Source organism: Kribbella sp. NPDC056951, assembly GCF_042674205.1.
GTDB lineage: Bacteria > Actinomycetota > Actinomycetes > Propionibacteriales > Kribbellaceae > Kribbella > Kribbella yunnanensis.
Window position 1 is genome coordinate 751,918 of the sequence record NZ_JBHUQZ010000001.1, and the last position, 18,211, is coordinate 770,128.

At 67.6% G+C, this 18,211-nt stretch carries 21 protein-coding genes and 1 riboswitch; of the genes, 11 read left to right on the plus strand and 10 right to left on the minus strand.

Annotated elements, in window-relative coordinates:
* Positions 1-73 precede the first annotated feature (73 nt).
* A complete protein-coding gene (purF, locus tag ACFTSF_RS03580; RefSeq protein WP_344153064.1) occupies positions 74-1,633 on the plus strand; it encodes an amidophosphoribosyltransferase in 1,560 nt (519 codons plus the stop codon).
* 42 nt (positions 1,634-1,675) lie between these two features.
* Positions 1,676-2,749, plus strand: coding sequence for a phosphoribosylformylglycinamidine cyclo-ligase (purM, locus tag ACFTSF_RS03585; RefSeq protein WP_380152300.1), 1,074 nt, complete (start codon positions 1,676-1,678; stop codon positions 2,747-2,749).
* Between the two features lie 267 nt (positions 2,750-3,016).
* On the opposite strand, the gene ACFTSF_RS03590 is transcribed toward purM, so the two are convergent.
* From ACFTSF_RS03590 to ACFTSF_RS03600, 3 genes are all read right to left on the minus strand, one after another.
* Positions 3,017-3,205: a DUF3073 domain-containing protein gene (locus tag ACFTSF_RS03590; protein WP_344153070.1), complete on the minus strand. Its 189-nt coding sequence runs from the start codon at positions 3,203-3,205 to the stop codon at positions 3,017-3,019.
* 205 nt (positions 3,206-3,410) lie between these two features.
* Positions 3,411-4,217, minus strand: coding sequence for an ABC transporter permease (locus tag ACFTSF_RS03595; protein WP_380152301.1), 807 nt, complete (start codon positions 4,215-4,217; stop codon positions 3,411-3,413).
* A 34-nt stretch (positions 4,218-4,251) separates the two neighbouring features.
* A complete protein-coding gene (locus ACFTSF_RS03600; RefSeq protein ID WP_344153076.1) occupies positions 4,252-5,136 on the minus strand; it encodes an ABC transporter ATP-binding protein in 885 nt (294 codons plus the stop codon).
* Positions 5,137-5,279: 143 nt separating this feature from the next.
* Here ACFTSF_RS03600 and ACFTSF_RS03605 point away from each other — a divergent pair, with 143 nt between their 5' ends.
* The gene (locus ACFTSF_RS03605; RefSeq protein ID WP_344153079.1) at positions 5,280-6,485 is read left to right on the plus strand and encodes a histidine kinase; all 1,206 of its coding nucleotides are present in this window, start codon (positions 5,280-5,282) and stop codon (positions 6,483-6,485) included.
* Entirely contained in the window at positions 6,482-7,141 is a 660-nt protein-coding gene (locus ACFTSF_RS03610; RefSeq protein WP_344153082.1) for a response regulator transcription factor, read from the plus strand. Before ACFTSF_RS03605 ends, ACFTSF_RS03610 begins: the two co-directional genes overlap by 4 nt.
* Positions 7,142-7,262: 121 nt before the next feature.
* Here the strand turns inward: ACFTSF_RS03610 and ACFTSF_RS03615 are convergent, their stop codons facing one another.
* Positions 7,263-8,096: a C40 family peptidase gene (locus tag ACFTSF_RS03615; RefSeq protein ID WP_380152303.1), complete on the minus strand. Its 834-nt coding sequence runs from the start codon at positions 8,094-8,096 to the stop codon at positions 7,263-7,265.
* Positions 8,096-8,288: riboswitch (cyclic di-AMP (ydaO/yuaA leader) on the minus strand. Its footprint overlaps the gene before it by 1 nt.
* Positions 8,289-8,558: 270 nt before the next feature.
* On the minus strand, positions 8,559-9,521 hold the full coding sequence (locus tag ACFTSF_RS03620) for a pyridoxal-phosphate dependent enzyme (protein ID WP_380152304.1): 963 nt from the start codon (positions 9,519-9,521) through the stop codon (positions 8,559-8,561).
* Positions 9,522-9,615: 94 nt separating this feature from the next.
* On the opposite strand from ACFTSF_RS03620, the gene ACFTSF_RS03625 reads away from it, so the two are divergent.
* Positions 9,616-9,978 (plus strand): YciI family protein, encoded by a 363-nt coding sequence (locus ACFTSF_RS03625; protein WP_344153090.1) that lies wholly within the window; start codon positions 9,616-9,618, stop codon positions 9,976-9,978.
* Between the two features lie 57 nt (positions 9,979-10,035).
* Here the strand turns inward: ACFTSF_RS03625 and ACFTSF_RS03630 are convergent, their stop codons facing one another.
* The 3 genes from ACFTSF_RS03630 to ACFTSF_RS03640 are packed head-to-tail and all read right to left on the minus strand — an operon-like array spanning position 10,036 to position 11,539.
* Positions 10,036-10,221, minus strand: a complete 186-nt coding sequence (locus ACFTSF_RS03630) for a YegP family protein (protein ID WP_344153093.1) — start codon at positions 10,219-10,221, stop codon at positions 10,036-10,038.
* A 51-nt stretch (positions 10,222-10,272) separates the two neighbouring features.
* Complete coding sequence (locus ACFTSF_RS03635; RefSeq protein WP_380152305.1) at positions 10,273-10,866, minus strand: GNAT family N-acetyltransferase; 594 nt, start codon at positions 10,864-10,866, stop codon at positions 10,273-10,275.
* Positions 10,867-10,870: 4 nt separating this feature from the next.
* Entirely contained in the window at positions 10,871-11,539 is a 669-nt protein-coding gene (locus ACFTSF_RS03640) for a TetR/AcrR family transcriptional regulator (RefSeq protein ID WP_380152306.1), read from the minus strand.
* 83 nt (positions 11,540-11,622) lie between these two features.
* Here ACFTSF_RS03640 and ACFTSF_RS03645 point away from each other — a divergent pair, with 83 nt between their 5' ends.
* A complete protein-coding gene (locus ACFTSF_RS03645; protein ID WP_380152307.1) occupies positions 11,623-13,047 on the plus strand; it encodes an MFS transporter in 1,425 nt (474 codons plus the stop codon).
* A 62-nt stretch (positions 13,048-13,109) separates the two neighbouring features.
* Positions 13,110-13,745, plus strand: coding sequence for a tyrosine-protein phosphatase (locus ACFTSF_RS03650; protein ID WP_380152309.1), 636 nt, complete (start codon positions 13,110-13,112; stop codon positions 13,743-13,745).
* Here the strand turns inward: ACFTSF_RS03650 and ACFTSF_RS03655 are convergent.
* On the minus strand, positions 13,696-14,166 hold the full coding sequence (locus ACFTSF_RS03655) for an NUDIX hydrolase (RefSeq protein ID WP_380152310.1): 471 nt from the start codon (positions 14,164-14,166) through the stop codon (positions 13,696-13,698). The genes ACFTSF_RS03650 and ACFTSF_RS03655 overlap by 50 nt on opposite strands.
* A gap of 36 nt (positions 14,167-14,202) precedes the next feature.
* On the opposite strand from ACFTSF_RS03655, the gene ACFTSF_RS03660 reads away from it, so the two are divergent.
* The 4 genes from ACFTSF_RS03660 to ACFTSF_RS03675 all read left to right on the plus strand — a co-directional run bounded on the left by ACFTSF_RS03660 (position 14,203) and on the right by ACFTSF_RS03675 (position 17,543).
* Positions 14,203-14,694, plus strand: a complete 492-nt coding sequence (locus tag ACFTSF_RS03660; protein ID WP_380152311.1) for an HAD domain-containing protein — start codon at positions 14,203-14,205, stop codon at positions 14,692-14,694.
* A gap of 22 nt (positions 14,695-14,716) precedes the next feature.
* Entirely contained in the window at positions 14,717-15,295 is a 579-nt protein-coding gene (locus ACFTSF_RS03665; RefSeq protein ID WP_380152312.1) for a suppressor of fused domain protein, read from the plus strand.
* Between the two features lie 33 nt (positions 15,296-15,328).
* The gene (locus ACFTSF_RS03670; RefSeq protein ID WP_380152313.1) at positions 15,329-16,363 is read left to right on the plus strand and encodes an amidohydrolase family protein; all 1,035 of its coding nucleotides are present in this window, start codon (positions 15,329-15,331) and stop codon (positions 16,361-16,363) included.
* Positions 16,364-16,604: 241 nt separating this feature from the next.
* Complete coding sequence (locus ACFTSF_RS03675; RefSeq protein WP_380152314.1) at positions 16,605-17,543, plus strand: LysR family transcriptional regulator; 939 nt, start codon at positions 16,605-16,607, stop codon at positions 17,541-17,543.
* Here ACFTSF_RS03675 and ACFTSF_RS03680 read toward each other — a convergent pair.
* Positions 17,472-18,203, minus strand: a complete 732-nt coding sequence (locus ACFTSF_RS03680; RefSeq protein ID WP_380152315.1) for an SDR family NAD(P)-dependent oxidoreductase — start codon at positions 18,201-18,203, stop codon at positions 17,472-17,474. The genes ACFTSF_RS03675 and ACFTSF_RS03680 overlap by 72 nt on opposite strands.
* Positions 18,204-18,211 lie beyond the last annotated feature (8 nt).

The window sequence follows — 18,211 nt, forward strand, 5'->3', positions numbered from 1 at the left end:
GGGCCGACCCCGCCCGGTCGGCCCTGGAACTTGCTCGTCCGGGACACCTCTGTCTGTCGCGTAGACTGCTGGTGTGGCTCGTGGCGATGGTCGGCTCACTCATGACCTTGACCCTCAGGACCTGGGACCGCAGGACGCTTGTGGCGTCTTCGGGGTTTGGGCGCCGGGGGAAGAGGTTGCCAAACTCACCTATTTCGGGCTCTACGCCTTGCAACACCGGGGGCAGGAGTCGGCGGGGATCGCGGTCAGTAACGGGAGTCAGATTCTCGTTTACAAGGACATGGGTCTCGTCAGCCAGGCGTTCGACGAGGCGACGCTCGCCTCGCTGCGCGGGCATATCGCGATCGGGCACTGCCGGTACTCCACCACTGGGTCCAGTGTGTGGGCGAATGCTCAGCCCACCTTCCGGTCCACGGCGACCGGGTCGATCGCGCTCGGGCACAACGGGAACCTGACGAACACCGGGGAGCTCGCCGCCAGTCTGAACGGCGGTGGTGATCTGGATCTCGGTCTGGATGCCGGCGTCGAGCACGCGAAGGCGAACGCGAAGCACTCCGCTTCCTCGGACACCGACATCCTGACGTCGATGCTGGCCGGGTACCCGGATCTCACCATCGAGCAGGCCGCCGCGAAGGTGCTGCCGAAGGTGAAGGGGGCTTTCAGCCTCATCTTCATGGACGAGAACACTCTGTACGCCGCTCGCGACCCGCAGGGCATCCGCCCGCTCGTACTGGGTCGTTTGGAGCGCGGTTGGGTGATCGCGAGTGAGACTGCGGCGCTCGACATCGTCGGGGCGAGTTTCATCCGTGAGGTCGAGCCGGGTGAGATGGTCGCGGTCGACGCGGACGGTCTCCGCTCGCAGCGGTTCGCCGAGGCGGATCCGAAGGGTTGTCTGTTCGAGTTCGTCTACCTCGCCCGCCCGGACACCCAGATCTCCGGTCAGCGGATCCACTCGACCCGCGTCGAGATCGGTCGTCGCCTGGCCCGGGAGCACCCGGCCGACGCCGACCTGGTCATTGCGACGCCGGAGTCCGGCGTACCGGGTGCGATCGGGTACGCCGAAGAGTCCGGGATCCCGTATGGATCCGGCCTGGTGAAGAACGCGTACGTCGGCCGGACGTTCATCCAGCCGAGCCAGACGATCCGGCAGCTCGGGATCCGGTTGAAGCTGAATCCGTTGCGCGAGGTGATCGAGGGCAAGCGCCTGGTGGTCGTCGACGACACGATCGTCCGCGGCAACACTCAGCGGGCCGTGATCCGGATGCTGCGCGAGGCCGGGGCGAAGGAGATCCACGTCCGGATCACCGCCCCGCCGGTGAAGTGGCCGTGTTTCTACGGCATCGACTTCGCCAGCCGCGCGGAGCTGATCGCGAACGGGCTGAACACCGAGGAGATCTGCCGCTCGCTCGGCGCGGACTCGCTCGGGTACATCGACCTGGACACGCTGGTCGAGGCGACGAATCAGCCGAAGGATTCGCTGTGCCGCGCCTGTTTCGACGGTGTGTACCCGGTTGCCCTGCCGGATCCGGAGTACCTGGGCAAGCATCTGCTCGAGGTCCCGGTCACCGATGCGGACGGCCTGGCCGCCGTCGTCGGTGGTGGCGGCGCAGCCGACGCCCTCAGTCGTCCGTAACAGCGCGTCGGCAGGGATCGACGTCGTACCGAGGAGAAGAACGTGAGCGAAGGCGCGAGCTACGCCGCCGCCGGAGTCGACATCGAGGCCGGTGACCGGGCCGTCGAACTGATGAAGGAATGGGTGGCGAAGGCGACCCGGCCCGAGGTGGTGGGCGGTCTCGGCGGGTTCGCCGGTCTGTTCGACGCGAGCGCGCTGACGGCGTACCGGCGGCCGTTGCTGGCGACTTCGACGGACGGGATCGGGACCAAGGTCCAGATCGCGCAGCGGATGGACAAGCACGACACGATCGGGTTCGACCTGGTTGGGATGGTCGTCGACGACCTGGTCGTCTGCGGCGCCGAGCCGCTGTTCATGACCGACTACATCTGCACCGGCAAGGTGGTCCCGGAGACGATCGCGCAGATCGTGAAGGGCATCGCCGAAGCGTGTGTCGAGGCCGGTACGGCGCTCGTCGGCGGCGAGACCGCGGAGCACCCGGGCCTGCTCGAGCCGGACGAGTACGACGTCGCCGGCGCCTCGACCGGCGTTGTCGAGGCAGACGAGCTGCTCGGTGCGGAGCGGGTGCGCGCCGGGGATGTGGTCGTCGCGATGGCCTCGTCGGGTCTGCACTCGAACGGGTACTCCCTGGTTCGGCACGTGTTCTTCGACCGGGCCAAGTGGGCGCTCGACCGGGAGGTTCCGGAGCTCGGGACTACGCTCGGTGAGACGCTGCTGACGCCGACCCGGGTCTACGCCAAGCACTGCCTGGAGCTGATTCGGGCGCTCAACACCGCCGACGCGCGACCGCTGCACGCGATGTCGCACATCACCGGCGGTGGTTTCGCGGCGAACCTGGCCCGCGTGATCCCGTCGGAGCTCTCGGTCCGGATCGATCGGTCGACCTGGTCGCCGGCGCCGATCTTCGGTCTGGTCGGCGAGCTCGGTGCGGTCGAGCTGCTGGAGCTCGAGAAGACGCTGAACATGGGCGCGGGCATGGTCGCCGTACTGGATCAGTCGGCGGCCGATGCTGCGATCGCCGAGCTGGCGGCGCGCGACATCCCGGCCTGGGTCTGCGGTGAAGTCACCGAAACCGCCGGTGGCACAGTCACCCTCGAAGGCTCCTACGCCAAGTAGGCACCCCGAAAACCGCGCTCGGACTAGCCGAGCGCGGTCAGAGGTAGACGCACAAGAACCGCGACCGGCCTGAGCCGGGCGCGGTGAGTGCTTGCGCGCACACGTCCACCGAGCGGTCGCCCCAGGTGGTGCGGTGTGCTGCCTCGGCCCGCCGGCTTGAGCAGCACAACATCACCGCGTGGTGCTGGTGTAGTGGAACTACGTCGGACACACGGAGAACTACTCAGGCACCCGTGGGGGCGCTGAGCAGCTCAGCCGGGCTGATGTTTACCGACGGGGATGGTAGTCGTCGGCGTCGCTGTCGTCGCCGTCGTTGTCACCGTTCGCAGAAGCGGTGCCGCTCTGGTCTCCGCCGGCCAGCTCTCGTTTGAGCTGGTCCAGGTCGGTGTCCCAGGTGCGGTACTTCAGGTCGCGTGCGACCTTCGTCTGCTTGGCCTTTGCACGGCCGCGCCCCATAGCGTCGACCCCCTCGCACAAGTCAACCGGGTACGCTGCGTGGCGCCCACGGATCAGTCGTCAGTAATCGTGGTTCAAGGATACCCGGAGCTGGGGATCGACACACGCACCGGCCCCCTGGGCGGACGCCGAAGAGGTCCGATCACCGTGCCGGCGGGGTGGCCCGGACCCCTCAGACCGGTCCACCCCGCCGCGTTCTTCGGTGTTATTTGACCTCGCGGCGTGAGCTAAGCCACAGTCCGACGATGGTCGGCAGGACCACCCAGACGCCGATCGCGGTCAGGGTCTCCGGCAGCATTCCGTGCAGATCACGCTCGGCGATCCGGCCGAAGGCGGAGAAGACGTCCAGCCAGTTGGCGTTGTCCTTGAACAGTGCCGGCCCGGCCAGTGCCCAGGCCGTCGGAGCGATGAAGAAGACCAGGATCGCGACCGCGGTCTGGGCGATCACCGCACCGAAGGCGGCACCCATCACGACGTTCAGCGCCATGGTCAGGTAGGAACCGGCGAGCTGCCCGCCCACACCGGCGTACGACGTGCTGTGGTCGGTGACTGCGCCTGCCAGCGCGGTGGCGCCGAAGGCGAGGATCACGACCGCGGTCATCACGACCGCGCTCAGGACGATCGCGGAGGCGAACTTCGCCAGCTGGACCCGGACCCGGCGCGGCGACAGCGTGAAGGTGGTCAGCGCGGTCCGCTGCGTCCACTCCGAGGTCATCGCCATCACGCCGATGACCGGCAGGATCAGCATCGCGCCGGTCGATCCGGCACCGAGGAACCCGTCGAAACCGGCGGCGCCCTCGGGCAGGTGGGTGATCTGCCAGGTCATCGCGGCCAGCGCGATCAGCAGGATGCCGGCGATCAGGAACCGGCCGCTGCGGGTGTTCACGGACTTGCGGAGCTCGATCGTGACGAGCTTCAGGAAGGACTGGCCGCGCGCGGGCGGCAGCGTCGTACCGGCTGCGGCCTTGTGCTTGGCCGGGGCGGCCGGCGCGGCTTCGGTCAGAGTGGTCATGGTGATGTGCTCCAGGAGTCTTAGGAGAAGGTGATCAGGCGGCCGCGGGGGTGGCGGTCAGCTGGAAGAACAGGTCCTCCAGGCCGGCGCCGTCGCTCTGGCGGAGTTCGAGCAGGATCTGCCCGGCGGACGCGGCGGCGCGTCCGACCTGCTCGGCGGTGGCGTCGACCCGCAGCGAGCCGTCGTGCAGCGGCTCGACGGTCAGGCCGGCTGCGGTCAGCGCCTGGTTCAGGCCGATCGGGTCGAGGCCGCGGACCAGCGTTCCGGTCCCGGCCAGCAGTTCGTCGAGCGAACCGTTGGCGACGATCCGGCCGCCGCCGATGACGACCAGCCGGTCGACGGTCGCCTGGACCTCACCGAGCAGGTGGCTGGACAGGATCACGGTGCCGCCGCGGGAGGCGAAGTCCTGGAGCAGCCCGCGCATCCAGCGGATGCCCTCGGGGTCCATACCGTTCGCCGGCTCGTCGAGGATCAGTACGGCGGGGTCGCCGAGCAGCGCGTTCGCGATCCCGAGCCGCTGCCGCATGCCGAGTGAGTACTGACCGACGCGGCGCTTCGCGGCGTGGGCGAGGCCGACCGCCTCGAGCATCTCGTCCGCGCGGTTCTTCGGGACACCGAGCAGGCTCGCGTTCAGGGCCAGCGTCTCGCGGCCGGTGCGGCCGGCGTGCTGTGCGGCGGCGTCCAGCATGACTCCGACAACCCGACCAGGGTTCGGCAGCTCGGCGTACCGCTTGCCGGTGATGGTCGCGGTACCGGACGACGGCGGGGTGAGCCCGGTCAGCATCCGCAGCGTGGTGGACTTGCCGGCGCCGTTCGGGCCGAGGAAGCCGGTGATGCTCCCGGGCTGGACGGTGAAGGACACATCCTGGACAGCCGTGGTGCTGCCGTAGCGCTTGGTCAGGTTCTCGACGGTGATCATGACAACGAGTCAACCGTCCGGACCCCCTTCGCCACATCGGACGTCCGGCTGCAAACACCCCCTACCAAAGTCTGGGCTCCGGGGTCAGGAACCTAACCACATGGGGGAGGGCTTCCCTGAGGCCTCCCCACTACGCTGGGTGAATGCGACGTCTGCGCCGGTGGTACGCCTGGTGGCGCACGCATGCCCCGCGCATCCGCGACTTTCTCTATTTGTTCTTCGGCTTGCTGACCGTCGTCCTGCAGGCGAGTGCCGGCGACGAAGGCGCAGAGATCAACGACTGGCTCGTCCTCGGCGCGGGCGTCGTCGCGTCGGTGGCGCTGCTCTGGCGCCGCCGATTCACGGTCACGGTCACGCTGATCGGCATTGCCGCGATGGCCGTCGGCGGCATCTTCGTCCCGCTCGGTCTGGCCTTGCTGACGCTGGCGATCCGCCGCCGCGACCTGGTCCTCGCGATCCTGACTTTCCTCGGGTACGTCGCTCTGGTGCTCAACAGCGGTGTGTCCGGCGAGGCGTTCTGGGTCTCGGTGTTCACCGGCCCGTTCATGATCGGGACCTGGGTCGCCATCGGAGCGTTCGTCGGGGCTCGCCGGGATCTCGTCGCCTCGTGGCAAGACCGGGCTGAGCGGGCCGAGGCCGAGCGCGAGTTGCGCGCCGAGCAGGCCCGGCTGGGTGAGCGGGCTCGCATCGCGCAGGAGATGCACGACGTACTGGCTCACAAGGTTTCGCTGATCGCGTTGCATGCCGGTGGGTTGGAGGTGAACCCGGCGGTCGGTCCGGAGAAGATCGAGGGCTCGGCCCGGCTGATCCGGGAGACGGCTCGGCAGGCGATGGAGGATCTGCGCGAGGTCCTAGGCGTACTGCGGTCTGACACCAGCGTGGCCGGGGCCGACCTGGCACCGGTACCGCAGGCTGCTGATCTGGAGCGGTTGGTGGCCGACTCGCGGGCGGCCGGGGTGACGGTGACCAGCGAGATCACGCTGGCGGCCGACGTGCCGCTGTCGATCGGGCGGACCATCTACCGGATCGTCCAGGAGTCGTTGACGAATGTGCACAAGCACGCCCGCGGCGCCTCGACCGAAGTACTGGTATCCGGCGGGCGGGGCGAAGGTGTGACGGTGAGGGTGACGAACATTCGGCCGGTCGCGGCTGATTCACTGCTCCCAGGTGCCGGGGCCGGTTTGGTCGGTCTGCGCGAGCGCGTCGTACTGGTTGGCGGCCGGCTGGCGACCGGTCCGACAGCGGACGGCGGCTGGCGGGTCGAAGGCTGGTTGCCGTGGCCGAGCGGCCAGACTGTCTCACCGGTTGAGGTGGACAAGGTCTCACCACTGGGTGAAGGGGAGCGATGACACGGCTGCTGATCGTGGACGACGAGGCGCTGGTTCGGGCTGGGTTGAAGATGATCCTCGAGTCCGATGGTGAGCTCGAGGTGGTGGCCGAGGCCGATGACGGCGCCGATGCCGCCGCGATGGTGACCAAGCACCGGCCGGACGTCGTCCTGATGGACATCCGGATGCCGCGGCTCGACGGGTTGGCCGCGACTCGTGCGGTTCAGGCGCTGCCGGATCCGCCGAAGGTCGTCGTACTGACGACGTTCGACCTGGATGACTATGTCTTCCGGGCGCTGCAGGCCGGGGCGAGCGGGTTCCTGTTGAAGGACACGCCTCCGCGCGAGTTGGTGCAGGCAATCAAGGTCGTTGCGGCCGGGGACGCGATGCTGTCGCCGGCGGTGACCCGGCGCCTGATCGGCCACTACGCCAAGGACTCCCGCGCCGATCGGCGCCGGGTCGGGCAGGAGCGGGTCAGCAAGCTCACCGAGCGGGAGCGCGAGGTGCTGGTCGAGGTCGGCAGCGGGCTGCCGAACGCCGATATCGGCAAGAAGCTGTTCATGAGCGAGGCCACGGTGAAGGCGCACGTCTCCCGGCTGCTGGTGAAGCTGGCCGCGACCAACCGGGTCCAGGCCGCGATCATCGCCTATGAGGCCGGATTGCTCACGGACGACTAGCAACAAAGAGAAACCGGCCGGGGGATCGTCGGAGGGGTGGGGGTCGACGATCCCGCGGCCGGTCTCGGGTCAGAGCGCCCGGGGGGAGGGCGCGCTGACGGGGGAGGACCTGACAGTCAGGTCAGACGCGGCCGAAGGCCACGCTCTTGGTCCAGATCTTGCCCTTGCCGATCCGGGTACCCGGCTTCGACGCGTGCCAGAGCAGGTTGCCACCGGCGTAGACGCCGACGTGGTAGACGCTGCCGCCACCGTTCTTGAAGAAGACCAGGTCACCCGGCTTGGCGGCCGCGCGGCTGATGTGCTTCGTCGCGGCGTACTGCTGACGCGAGGTGCGCGGCATCTTCTTGCCGGCCGCGCGGTACACGAAGCCGGTGTAGCCGGAGCAGTCGAAGCCGCGCTTCGACGTGCCGCCGTAGCGGTACGGCGTGCCCTTGAGCTTCGCGGCCTCGCGGAGCACCTTGGCCCGGAACATGTCGGCCTTGACGCCACCCTTGTTGCCGTAGAGCACCTTGTGCTTCGCGGCCCAGGTGAGGCGACCCCAGGTCGCGTGGTCGGTGGTGCCGCTGACCTTGATCCCCCAGGACAGCTGGAACTTCTTCAGGGCCACCACGGTGGTGTTGCCGAAGTAGCCGTCCGGACCCAGCCGCAGGGCGCGCTGGACGAACTTCACGGTCGGGCCGGAGTCACCCTTGCGGAGCAGCGGGCGGCTCTTGATCGTGGCGTGACCGCGGACCTGGGCCGGGCTCAGGGCCTTGGCCGAGGCGGTGGTCGGAGCGGCGGCGATGCTGACCAGGGCGCCGCCGCTGACGGCGAGACCCACGGACAGTACGGCGGCCGCGGCCCGCGGAGCTGCGGACCGGGAAGGCTTGCGGTGCTTCGGGAGAGTCCGAATGGCGGCGGACTCGGTATGGCTGACGGCGCGCGAAAGCGACGTCCGTCGGGCAGTGACGGGCATGGTTGTCTCCCGACGCCTACGGAGTTAGCTGTCGGGTTCGGGCTGGGAAATCTTGCCCGGTCCACTCCCGTGGACTTCACCCCAGGGATCCGACCACTCACGGTCGGGCCCCAACCTCCTGGGTCCCCCACCTCTGCCATTGGTTGTTCGAGGGGAGCGCAGGTGCCTGGCAGAGCTCGGCGTGACACCTGTGCAGTTCGTGTTGTTTACCGAACCGCCGACGACTGTATAACAGAACGATCACGACGCAAACCCTCAGATCGACAGAGACCCTCTCAAAAGGCCCTCAGAGCCTCTCTGACGGATCAATGAGTCTTGGTGAACATCTGGTGTCCTGAGCGCGTCTGAGCGTGCCGGAGGCGCCAAATGAGAGCTTCGATGTGAGCTGGGTCACACTTTATAGTCGCTGTCTGTGACAACGAGCACAGTGCGTACTCAGGTCCGGCTGAGTTCCTTGCGAATTCAGCCTTGTGCGAGCAGTGCCTGGAAGCGCTCGAGGCCGACGTTCCCGCCGCTCAGCACCACTCCGACGCGCTCGGGCAGCCCTTGGATCCGCCCGGCCAGCAGGGCCGCCAACGCGCTCGCCCCACTCGGCTCGAGGACGATCTTCAGCCGTTCGAACGCGAACGTCATCGCGGCCAGGATCTCCTCGTCGGTGACGAGTGCGAAGGCCCCCACCAACCGCCGGTTGATCGTGAACGTCAGCTCGCCCGGCGTCGCGATCGCCTGACCGTCGGCAATCGTCCGCGGTACGTCGATCGTCACCCGCTCCCCGGCTGCCAAGGATCGGGCGTGGTCGTCGCCGGCGGCCGGCTCGACACCGATCATCCGGATCCCCGGCGACAGCGCCGTGGCCGCGGTCGCGCAGCCGGCCATCAGCCCGCCACCGCCGACCGGAACCAGCAGCGCGCCGAGCTGGCCGACCTCCTCGATCAGCTCGAGCGCAACCGTCCCCTGCCCGGCCATCACGTCGTAGTGGTCGTACGGCGGGATCAGCGTCATCCCGCGGTCCCTGGCCAGCTCCGTGGCCAGGGCGGCCCGGTCCTGCGTATAGCGGTCATAGCTGACGACCTCCGCGCCGTACCCCTTGGCGGCTGCGACCTTCGTCGGCGGCGCGTCAGCCGGCATCAGGATTGCCGCCTTGCTGCCCACGAGTTGAGCCGCCAGAGCCACCGCCTGGGCGTGGTTCCCCGATGAGTAGGCGGTGACGCCTCTTGACAACTCATCTGGCGAGAGTCGGCTGATGGCGTTGAAAGCGCCGCGGAACTTGAAGGCCCCGATCCGCTGGAAGTTCTCCGCCTTCAGGAACACCTGCGCCCCGGCCCGCTCATCCAGGGTCCGGGACGTGAGCACCGGCGTACGGTGTGCGACGCCTGCGATCCGGCCCGCGGCGGCCTGGACGTCTGTGAGACTCAGCTCAGCCATGGGGTGACGCTATCGCGATGTCAAAGTGGTGCGGTCGGCTCCGTACTCATCACCGAGAGGGCCCGGGCCGGGTCCGTAGCTGAAGGAGACACCCGTGAAGTACCTAGTGGTCCTGAACATCAATCCGGACGTGCTGTCCGCGCTGAGCGAGTCCGAGCAGCAGGCCATCTTCTCCGGGCACGAGAAGTTCATGGCGACGATCCAGGAGTCCGGCGAGTTCCACAGCACGGTCGCCCTGGCCGAGCCGGCCAAGAGCTCGGTCGTGAAGGTCCGCGACGGCGTGCCGGCCGTGACGGACGGGCCGTTCCTGGAGGCGAAGGAATTCCTGGCCGGCTACTACCTGATCGACGTCGCCAGCCTGGAGCGCGCGCAGGAGCTGGCCGCGATGATTCCGGATGCCGGGATCGAGGGCCTCGGTGTCGAGGTCCGGCCGGTCATCCACGAGGTCGGCCTGTAGAACAAGCAGGGGGTTTCTCCACAGGCTGTGGAGAAACCCCCTTGTTTTCTTGACGTTTCAGTCGGTCTGGTCGTCGAGGTTCGCGTCGGCCGCGTTCTTCTTGATCGACTCGATGCCGTTCAGTGCGCCGGCCTTGGTCTCGTAGCTTTCGCTGCTGGTCGCGATGACCTCGCCGTTGCCGGCCTTCAGCCGGAACCGGAACTCGCCGGACTTGTCCTTGTAGAGCTCGAACTTCGCCGCCATCGGTATACCTCCACCTGGATTGGTATCACTCCGTTGGCGAGCGTAGCGCCGTCAGCCCGCCGGTACCTCCCGCACCACGCCGGGCGGTCCGTCCCAGCCGGGCCACGGTCCAGGCGCCGTACCGTCGGCGTCCGGCCGCTCCTCCTCCACTGTCTGGTACGGCGTCAGTCCGCGCGCCTGGTAGTTCGCCAGCGCGGCCGGTCCGTCCAGGGTGTTCGTGTTCACCCAGACGCGTGTGATCGGGGCGACGTCCTCGTGGCGCTCGTCCAGCGTCCACGCCTGTCGGAGGCCGACTGTGAGCAGGTGTCCGCCGAGTCCGCGGCCGATGAAGCTCCGCAGCAGGCCGAAGTTCTCGATCTCGACTTCACTGCCCACTCCGCGCAGGGCGACGTACCCGGCCGGTACTCCGCCGACCCAGGGCACGTAGGTCTCGAAACCGGGCCTGCTCAGCCACTCCACCCACTGGTCCCAGTTCCAGCCGAGTTTGCCGATCCAGTGCCAGTGTCCGCCCACTGCGGTGTAGAGGTAGCGGGCGAACTCCGGTGAGACCTCCTCGACCGCTCTGACCTCTACTGGCTGTTCTTTCGCCGGCCGGAGCTCCTCCGGGCTGTGCATCTCCAGATAGGTCAGGACGCTGAGGGCCAAAGCGTTACTCCTTGTTCTGTACGCCGCAGATGCCGGCAACAACCAGGTCGATCCCGAGACCGTAGTACCGGTCGTTTGAGCTCGAGCAGACCAGGGTGTCGGCCGAAGCTGTCACCAGCGGGTATTTGCGGGGCGGCAACGCGGAGAGCGCTGCCCGCTTCATCCGCAAGGAATCCTCGCGCTCGACCGGGTCAGTCGCCTCCCGGGTCATCGGATCGGTGGACACCAGTGCGATCAGTGTGCAGATCGACTGGCGGCCGATCTCGGCGGCATCGTCGGTGGAGAACCCGCCCTCGGTGAGGAGCTCCAGCGCCCGCTCCGCGAAGTTCAGCCCGGGCTCGATGCGCAGGATCCGCGGGAGCGTCAGGTCAGCCAGTCGCGGGTGGGTGCGCAATGCGGCCACGAAGGCCGTCAGCAGCTTGTGCAGCTGCACATCCCAGCGCTCGTCGGTCGGCTCGGGCAGCACGACGCTGGCGAGCAGGCGGTCACCCAGGGCGGCCAGCAGGTCGTCCTTGTCCTTGAAGTGCCGGTACAGCGCCATCGGCGTCACACCGTGCAGCTGAGCCAGCCGCCGCAGCGTGACGGCCGCCGGCCCCTCGTCGTCGGCGATGGCCAGTGCGCTGTCGACAACCTTCTGCGGATCCAGGCGGCGGGGCGTCTCCTTGGTGATCACGTTGACAAGTTTACACCGTAGACCTAACGTCTACTGCGTACGCATACAGCGTATACATACGGCGTAGACTTAGTGAGGTCGGAATGCGACGCAGTCCCTGGGCCACCCTGGCGGTGCTGGCTCTCGCCCAATTCATCGTGGTACTCGACGTGACGATCGTGAACGTCGCGCTGCCCGACATCCAGGCGGACCTGAACTTCTCCGCCGACTCCCTGCAGTGGGTGATCAACGCCTACACCCTGCTCTTCGGCGGCTTCTTGCTCCTCGGCGGCCGGATGGCCGACCTCCTCGGCGCCCGCCGGGTGTTCGTCGGCGGTCTGGTGCTGTTCGGCATCACCTCGCTGGTGGCCGGCCTCGCCAATTCACCCGAGTTCCTGATCGGAGCCCGCGCCGTACAAGGTCTTGGCGGCGCACTGCTGTCACCCGCGGCGCTGGCGATCCTCACCATGACCTTCGCGCACGGCCGCGAGCGCAACATCGCCATGGGCGTCTGGGGCGGCCTGGCCGGTCTCGGTGGCACGCTCGGCGTGGTCGCGGGCGGCGTACTGGTCGATGCACTCAGCTGGCAGTGGGTCTTCTTCGTCAACGTACCGATCGTGATCGCACTGGTCGCGCTGATCCCAGTGTTCGTGCCGGACGTCCGTCACCACGTTGGTGCACGCACCTTCGACACCCTGGGCGCCGTCCTCGGTACGTCGGGACTCATGGCGATCGTGTACGGCGTTGTGCGGTCGGAACCGCAGGGCTGGGGCTCTGCCGAGGTCATCGGCGTACTGACTGCCGGAGTGATCCTGATGGTCGCCTTCGTCATCGTCGAACGGCGGTCCGCAGCACCGCTCGTCCCGATGCGGCTCTTCCGCTCGCGAGCGCTGAGCGTGTCCGGCGCATCGCTCTCGCTCAACGGCGCTGCATTCCTCTCCATGTTCTTCCTGACTGCCATCTACCTGCAGCAGGTCCGAGGCGACAGCGCGCTAGAGGCAGGCGTGCACTTCCTGCCCATGGGCGGCGCCGCGATCGTCGGCGCCGTACTGGCCTCCCAGCTGGTGCAGCGAATCGGCACCCGGACCGTCCAACTAGCAGGAGCCGTCCTCAGCGTCGGTGCGCTGCTCTGGCTCTCCCAAGCCGACGCAACCGGCAGCTACACCACCCAGCTCCTACCCGGCCTCATCCTCTTCGGCTTCGGCATCATCGGCGTCGGAGTCCCCGGCCAAATCACCGCAGTCTCCGAAGTACAACACGCTGAAGCCGGCGCAGCCTCCGGCGTAGTCAACGCCATGTACCAAGTAGGCGGCGCACTAGGCCTAGCCATCGTCACCACCCTCTCCATCAGCCACACCACCGCCGAACTAACCCACGGCGCCACCCAACAACACGCCCTGGAAGCAGGCTTCGAACGCGGCCTCCTAGTAGCCGCCCTCTTCTCACTAGCCAACGTCTTCCTCACCCTGGCCAGCCCCCAACTCCAACCCACCGCAGACCAACTAACCGAAGCCACAGCCGCCGCCTGACTCTCTACCGAACCCCTCGGTGCCTCGTGCACCGAGGGGGTCCGTCGTCGATGATCGTCCCCATGCCGACGCCCCTCACCTGGCCCAACTGCCACAACTCCCGCGACCTCGGCGGCCTCATCCGCAGCGACAACCTCGACCAACTAACCCCCAAAGGCCACGCCGCCTTCGCCGCCGTCGGCATCAGCCGCATCATCGACCTCCGCGACGTCTGGGAGACCGAGGCCTTCCCCTCTCCCTACCGAGCCGACCCCCGCTGGCTCAACATCCCCCTGAACGACCCCGCCGACCCCGCCATCGACTCAGACGATCTCCTAGTCCAGTACCGCACCCTCATCGACAACTACCCCCACCGCTTCGCCACCGCCCTCACCGCAATCGCCGAAGCCCCACCAGGCCCAGTCCTAGTCGCCTGCCACGCCGGCCGCGATCGCACCGGCCTGGTAACCGCCCTCACCCTCGCAGCAATCGACGTACCGGCCGAAGCCATAGCCGCCGACTACGCCACGGCGCCACCACAATTCCCAGCCGAGGCCGCCACCATGCGCGCCCTCCTGACCCACGTGGACCTCAACCACGGCGGAGTCGTTGCCTACCTCCGGGCAGCCGGCCTAACCCCCAATCACCTTGCTGCCTTGAAGAATCGCCTCAGTGCCGTACCAGCCCACCAACCACCACCGGCGGCAGATGCCCACTAGCCGGCCGCTGAGTCACCAACCCCACCCCCACATCAACCACAGCTGACCGGTCCAACTCGGAGATCTCCGCAACCGGAGTCCACACCGCCTCCGCCGTCTCCCCATTGGCCTCCGGTCGCATCACGCCACCAACAACCCGCACTCCGTAAAACACCCCCACGTTCTGATGCGGCACCCCGCGCTTCGCCTCGTGCGCCGGAATCACCCGAGAGTCCACCCCCAGCAACTCCTCCACCACCCCCACCAACCCGGTCTCCTCCTCAAGCTCCCGCACCACCGCATCAACCGGGTCCTCCCCGAACTCGACCTGCCCACCCGGCAAAGTCCACCAACTCCCATCACCCACCGGCGACACATACCGAGCCAGCAAAACCCGCCCACCATCGAGACAAACGCCGTACGCCGCCAACCGAAAACTCATCCCAGCAAGCTACCCCCGACCCGCTATCGTGCCCGGGTGTCGCTCACGCTGCTCTTCCTCGATGTCGACGGTCCGCTCATCCCCTTCGGGGCCACGCAGCCGTACCCGGCCTACCCGCCGTACGACGACATGAACCCGCTCCTCGATCGCGTCAACCCAGCACACGGCCCCCGCTTGGCCGGCCTCGGCTGCGAACTCGTCTGGGCGACCACCTGGATGGACGACGCAAACGACTGCGTCTCGCCAAGACTCGGCCTCGCCGACCTCCCGGTCGTCACCTGGCCCCGCTCAACCGGAGACGAGCCCGTCGGCCTGCACTGGAAGACCCCCACCCTCGTCCGCCAAGCCGCCGCGCGCCCCTTCATCTGGCTGGACGACGAAATCACCAACACCGACCGCGACTGGGTCCACGCCAACCACCCAGAACCCGTACTCCTCCACAAAGTCGATCCAACCCGCGGCCTCACCGACGAAGACTTCGCCATCCTGCAGCAATGGCTGGCCGCACATGAATCCCCTTGTAAATAAGGCGGTGGACTAGACTCCGGGGATGGCTGACTTTCCGCCGTGCGACGACGTTTGTGGCGCGCTCGAGGAGCATGTACGGCGGTTCTTCGGTGGGCAGGAGATGGAGGCGTTCACGTGGAGCGCCGGGCCGATCCTCGGTCAGAATCCGCATTTCCGGGTTCTCCGGGTGCCGCCGAAGGAGCGTGGCGGGTTGTGGACCTACGTGTCGATCGGTGGGTGGGCGGCGACGGAGGATGCGGACCGCGGCCTGGAGTTCGTCCTCTGCACCGAAGCCGAAGACCCACGTGCAGTCGAGCTGCTCGCTGCGACCACCTACTACCACCAGGGCGGCAAGCTCGGCCTCGGCCACACCGTGCCGATCGGCGAGCCGTGGCTACCCGGATCGGCCTGTGACCACCTCCTGATCTGCCTGCCGTACCCGTTCGGCCCCGACCTACAGACCTGCCACGTGGGCGACCGGCATGTCGACTTCCTCTGGCTGCTGCCGATCACCGAGGCAGAACGTGCATTCAAGGTCGCGTCCGGTCTGGAAGCACTGGAGTCACGCTTCGACCAGGTGGGCTTGCACTACTGGCAGGTGGACCGCCCTTCCGCGATCTGACGGCGTGGACCCGGCGCGGAGGAGGATGCCGGTATGACGCGCTGGGTATTCGACGGGATCGGTCTGCCGACCGGGGAGCAGGTGCATGTCGAGGCGGGGAGTGGTGCGGCCGAGACATTGCCAGGGCGGTTTGTGCTGCCGGGGTTGGTGGATTCGCATTGCCACTTGACGGTCGGGGTTCAGGAGCGCACGCCGGTACCGCTCGACGAAGCGGCCGCGCGGGCGATGCTCGACGACCTCGGTCAGGCGGGAGTTCGCGCCGTACGGGATGTTGGTGGCGATCGGTCGATTACGCTCAAACTCGCAGCGAACCCTGAGGAGGGTCGCCCGCTAGTCCTTGCGGCCGGACGGTTCTTCGCTCCGGAAGCGTCGTACTTCAACGGCATCTACGAACCCGTTCCCGCCGAGCACCTGGTGACCGCGGTCGAAGCCGAGCTCGACGCCGGCGCCACCTGGATCAAACTGGTCGCCGACTTCCCGCCGGTCGGTCCCGACGGCCCGATCCCCGGCAGCCCGATGACGCCGAACTACGAGCCCAACGCCGTCGATCAACTGATCGCAACAGCCCATGCCCGCGGCGCCCGGGTCGCCGCGCACGTCCAAACCGGCCTGGTCAGCGAACTCATCCGCGCCGGCATCGACTCCGTCGAACACGGCGAAGTCATCACCGCCGAAGACTTGCAAACCCTCGGCGCACGAGGCGGCGGCTGGACCCCAACCCTCTCCGCCTACGGCCCACCCGACCCCAACGCCACCCCACAACAAGCCGAACGCCGCCGCCTGCGCACGGAACACATGACCGAGATGCTCCCGCTCGCCCGCCAGTACGGCGTCCATGTCCTCACCGGCTCCGACATGATCGGAACCGTCGCCGGCGAGGTCGACCAACTAGTCAAACACGGCCTGACCGTCACCCAAGCCCTAGAAGCCGCCACCACCTCCGCCGCCACCTTCCTAGGCCTCACCACCACCGACGACCTGGTCACCTACGACGTCGACCCCCGCCACCACCCCGACATCCTCGCCACCCCCACCGCCGTAGTCCTCCGCGGCCACCGCATCCGCTAGCCCTGTCGCCAAGGACACGTAGTAGTCCCGAGACACCACCTCACCCACGCTCAAAAGCCAGCCGCAATACCGTCCCAAACCCACTACTACGTGTCCTTCCCGACGCGTTGGGTCGCTCTATGAACAGGACGTAGTCCTCTACGCATAGCCCCGTGCTCGCCTGCAACCGCCGCGCGAAGACCGGCGCAGGCGTATACGTCCTGTCGGTCGGGTGCTGGCGTGCGGTGTAAGACTGGGGAGCATGAGCCTTCGGCAGTATGAATACGCGTTGGCTGTTGCGGAGGAAGGCTCGGTGACGGCGGCCGCGGAGCGGTTGCGGGTTGCGCAGCCGTCGGTGTCGCAGCAGATTCGTGGGCTGGAGCGGGAGCTCGGGGTGCAGTTGTTCGCCCGTACACCGACCGGCTTGGTACCGACAGTTGTCGGCCGCGCGTTCTTGCGCGAGGCGCAGGTTGCGGTGAACGCATCACGCCGCGCGCGAGCGACCGCCCGGGCCGGTGCCGCGGAACTCGTGGGCGAGCTGGTTGTCGCCGTACAGCTGGGCTTCGGGACCCGGCAGCTGCCGGGTGCTCTGAGTGCGCTCCGCCGCCGCTTCCCGCGCCTCGAGGTCACCGTCTTCGAGGAGCAGAGCTCGGCCGAGCTGGAGCGCCTCTGCAGTCGCGGCGTACTCGACCTCGCCCTGATGGCCGCATGCGATCGCAGCCCGGCCAACGCACACCGCCTCGGAGTCGAGGAATTCGTTGTAGTGCTGGGTCCTGGGCACGAATTGCTCAAAGAGGACCGGGTCAACCTCCGCGACCTGAAAGACGAAACCTGGCTGCGCTTCGACCGCGACAGCGCGCTCGACGGCGTACTGCTGAGTGTCCTCCGTGACCACGACCTGGCCCCGACCACGGCCGCCCGGGTCTCCCAGACCTCGACGGCCGTGCGCTGGGCCGCGCACGGGTTGGGCGTCACACTCGTTCCGGCCTCGGCGGTACCCGACGGCAACGAGCACCTCATCCGCCCGGTGTCCCCGGTCGTCACCCAACCCGTGATCGCTGTCGTCCGTGAGGACGCGGGTCCCGCCGAGACCGCCCTGCTCGAACTCCTCCGTCAGGCGACCTGGCCCTTAGAAGACACGACCGCCGGCATCGACGTGGAGCGTGGTCCCGTTGACATAGCTGGCGCGCGGAGAAGCTAGGAAGTAGATCGCCTCGGCAATCTCCGATGCCTGCGCCGTCCGCCCAAGCCCCAACTCCTTCGCCATCCCTTCATTCCCCTCCGGACCCCACTCAGCCAGCACACCCTCCGTACGCGTCGGCCCAGGCGCAACGCTATTCACCCGTACGCCGCCCTCCGCGAACTCAGCTGCCCAAGTCCGCGTCAGCGAATCCAATGCAGCCTTCGAAGCGCTGTACGCCGAAGTGGTCGCAAACGCCTTGTGTGCAGCCAATGTGGTCACGTTGACGATGCTCCCCGCACCTTTCGCCAGCATGTGTGGCACGAGCGCCGCGACCAGGAAATAAGCACCCCGCACGTTGGTGTCGAAGATCCGCTCATAGTCCGCAACGCTCTGCTCAATGGTCAATGCCGTCGGAAAAGCACCAGCGTTGTTGACCAAGATATCCACCGGCCCACTCTGTCGACCGAGCTCAGCAACCGACTCCAAGTCAGCCAGATCAGCCGGTATGAACCGAACCGCGCCATCCTTCCGCGCCGATTCCACGGCACTCGCACCACGTCGTACATCACGACCGCTGATGACAACCTCAGCACCACCGCGAGCCAGCAACCGAGCCGTCGCCAACCCGATCCCAGACGTCCCGCCGGTCACCAATGCGGTTCTACCCTGCAATTCCATCGCGTGTT

Bases quoted from the DNA above. Each gene is read 5' to 3' on its own strand.
- ACFTSF_RS03590 (WP_344153070.1), bottom strand. From the start codon at position 3,205: ATGGGGCGCGGCCGTGCAAAGGCCAAGCAGACGAAGGTCGCACGCGAC.
- ACFTSF_RS03595 (WP_380152301.1), bottom strand. From the start codon at position 4,217: ATGACCACTCTGACCGAAGCCGCGCCGGCCGCCCCGGCCAAGCACAAG.
- ACFTSF_RS03600 (WP_344153076.1), bottom strand. From the start codon at position 5,136: ATGATCACCGTCGAGAACCTGACCAAGCGCTACGGCAGCACCACGGCT.
- ACFTSF_RS03605 (WP_344153079.1), top strand. From the start codon at position 5,280: ATGCGACGTCTGCGCCGGTGGTACGCCTGGTGGCGCACGCATGCCCCG.
- ACFTSF_RS03610 (WP_344153082.1), top strand. From the start codon at position 6,482: ATGACACGGCTGCTGATCGTGGACGACGAGGCGCTGGTTCGGGCTGGG.
- ACFTSF_RS03615 (WP_380152303.1), bottom strand. From the start codon at position 8,096: ATGCCCGTCACTGCCCGACGGACGTCGCTTTCGCGCGCCGTCAGCCAT.
- ACFTSF_RS03620 (WP_380152304.1), bottom strand. From the start codon at position 9,521: ATGGCTGAGCTGAGTCTCACAGACGTCCAGGCCGCCGCGGGCCGGATC.
- ACFTSF_RS03630 (WP_344153093.1), bottom strand. From the start codon at position 10,221: ATGGCGGCGAAGTTCGAGCTCTACAAGGACAAGTCCGGCGAGTTCCGG.
- ACFTSF_RS03645 (WP_380152307.1), top strand. From the start codon at position 11,623: ATGCGACGCAGTCCCTGGGCCACCCTGGCGGTGCTGGCTCTCGCCCAA.
- ACFTSF_RS03650 (WP_380152309.1), top strand. From the start codon at position 13,110: ATGCCGACGCCCCTCACCTGGCCCAACTGCCACAACTCCCGCGACCTC.
- ACFTSF_RS03655 (WP_380152310.1), bottom strand. From the start codon at position 14,166: ATGAGTTTTCGGTTGGCGGCGTACGGCGTTTGTCTCGATGGTGGGCGG.
- ACFTSF_RS03665 (WP_380152312.1), top strand. From the start codon at position 14,717: ATGGCTGACTTTCCGCCGTGCGACGACGTTTGTGGCGCGCTCGAGGAG.
- ACFTSF_RS03670 (WP_380152313.1), top strand. From the start codon at position 15,329: ATGACGCGCTGGGTATTCGACGGGATCGGTCTGCCGACCGGGGAGCAG.
- ACFTSF_RS03675 (WP_380152314.1), top strand. From the start codon at position 16,605: ATGAGCCTTCGGCAGTATGAATACGCGTTGGCTGTTGCGGAGGAAGGC.
- ACFTSF_RS03680 (WP_380152315.1), bottom strand. From the start codon at position 18,203: ATGGAATTGCAGGGTAGAACCGCATTGGTGACCGGCGGGACGTCTGGG.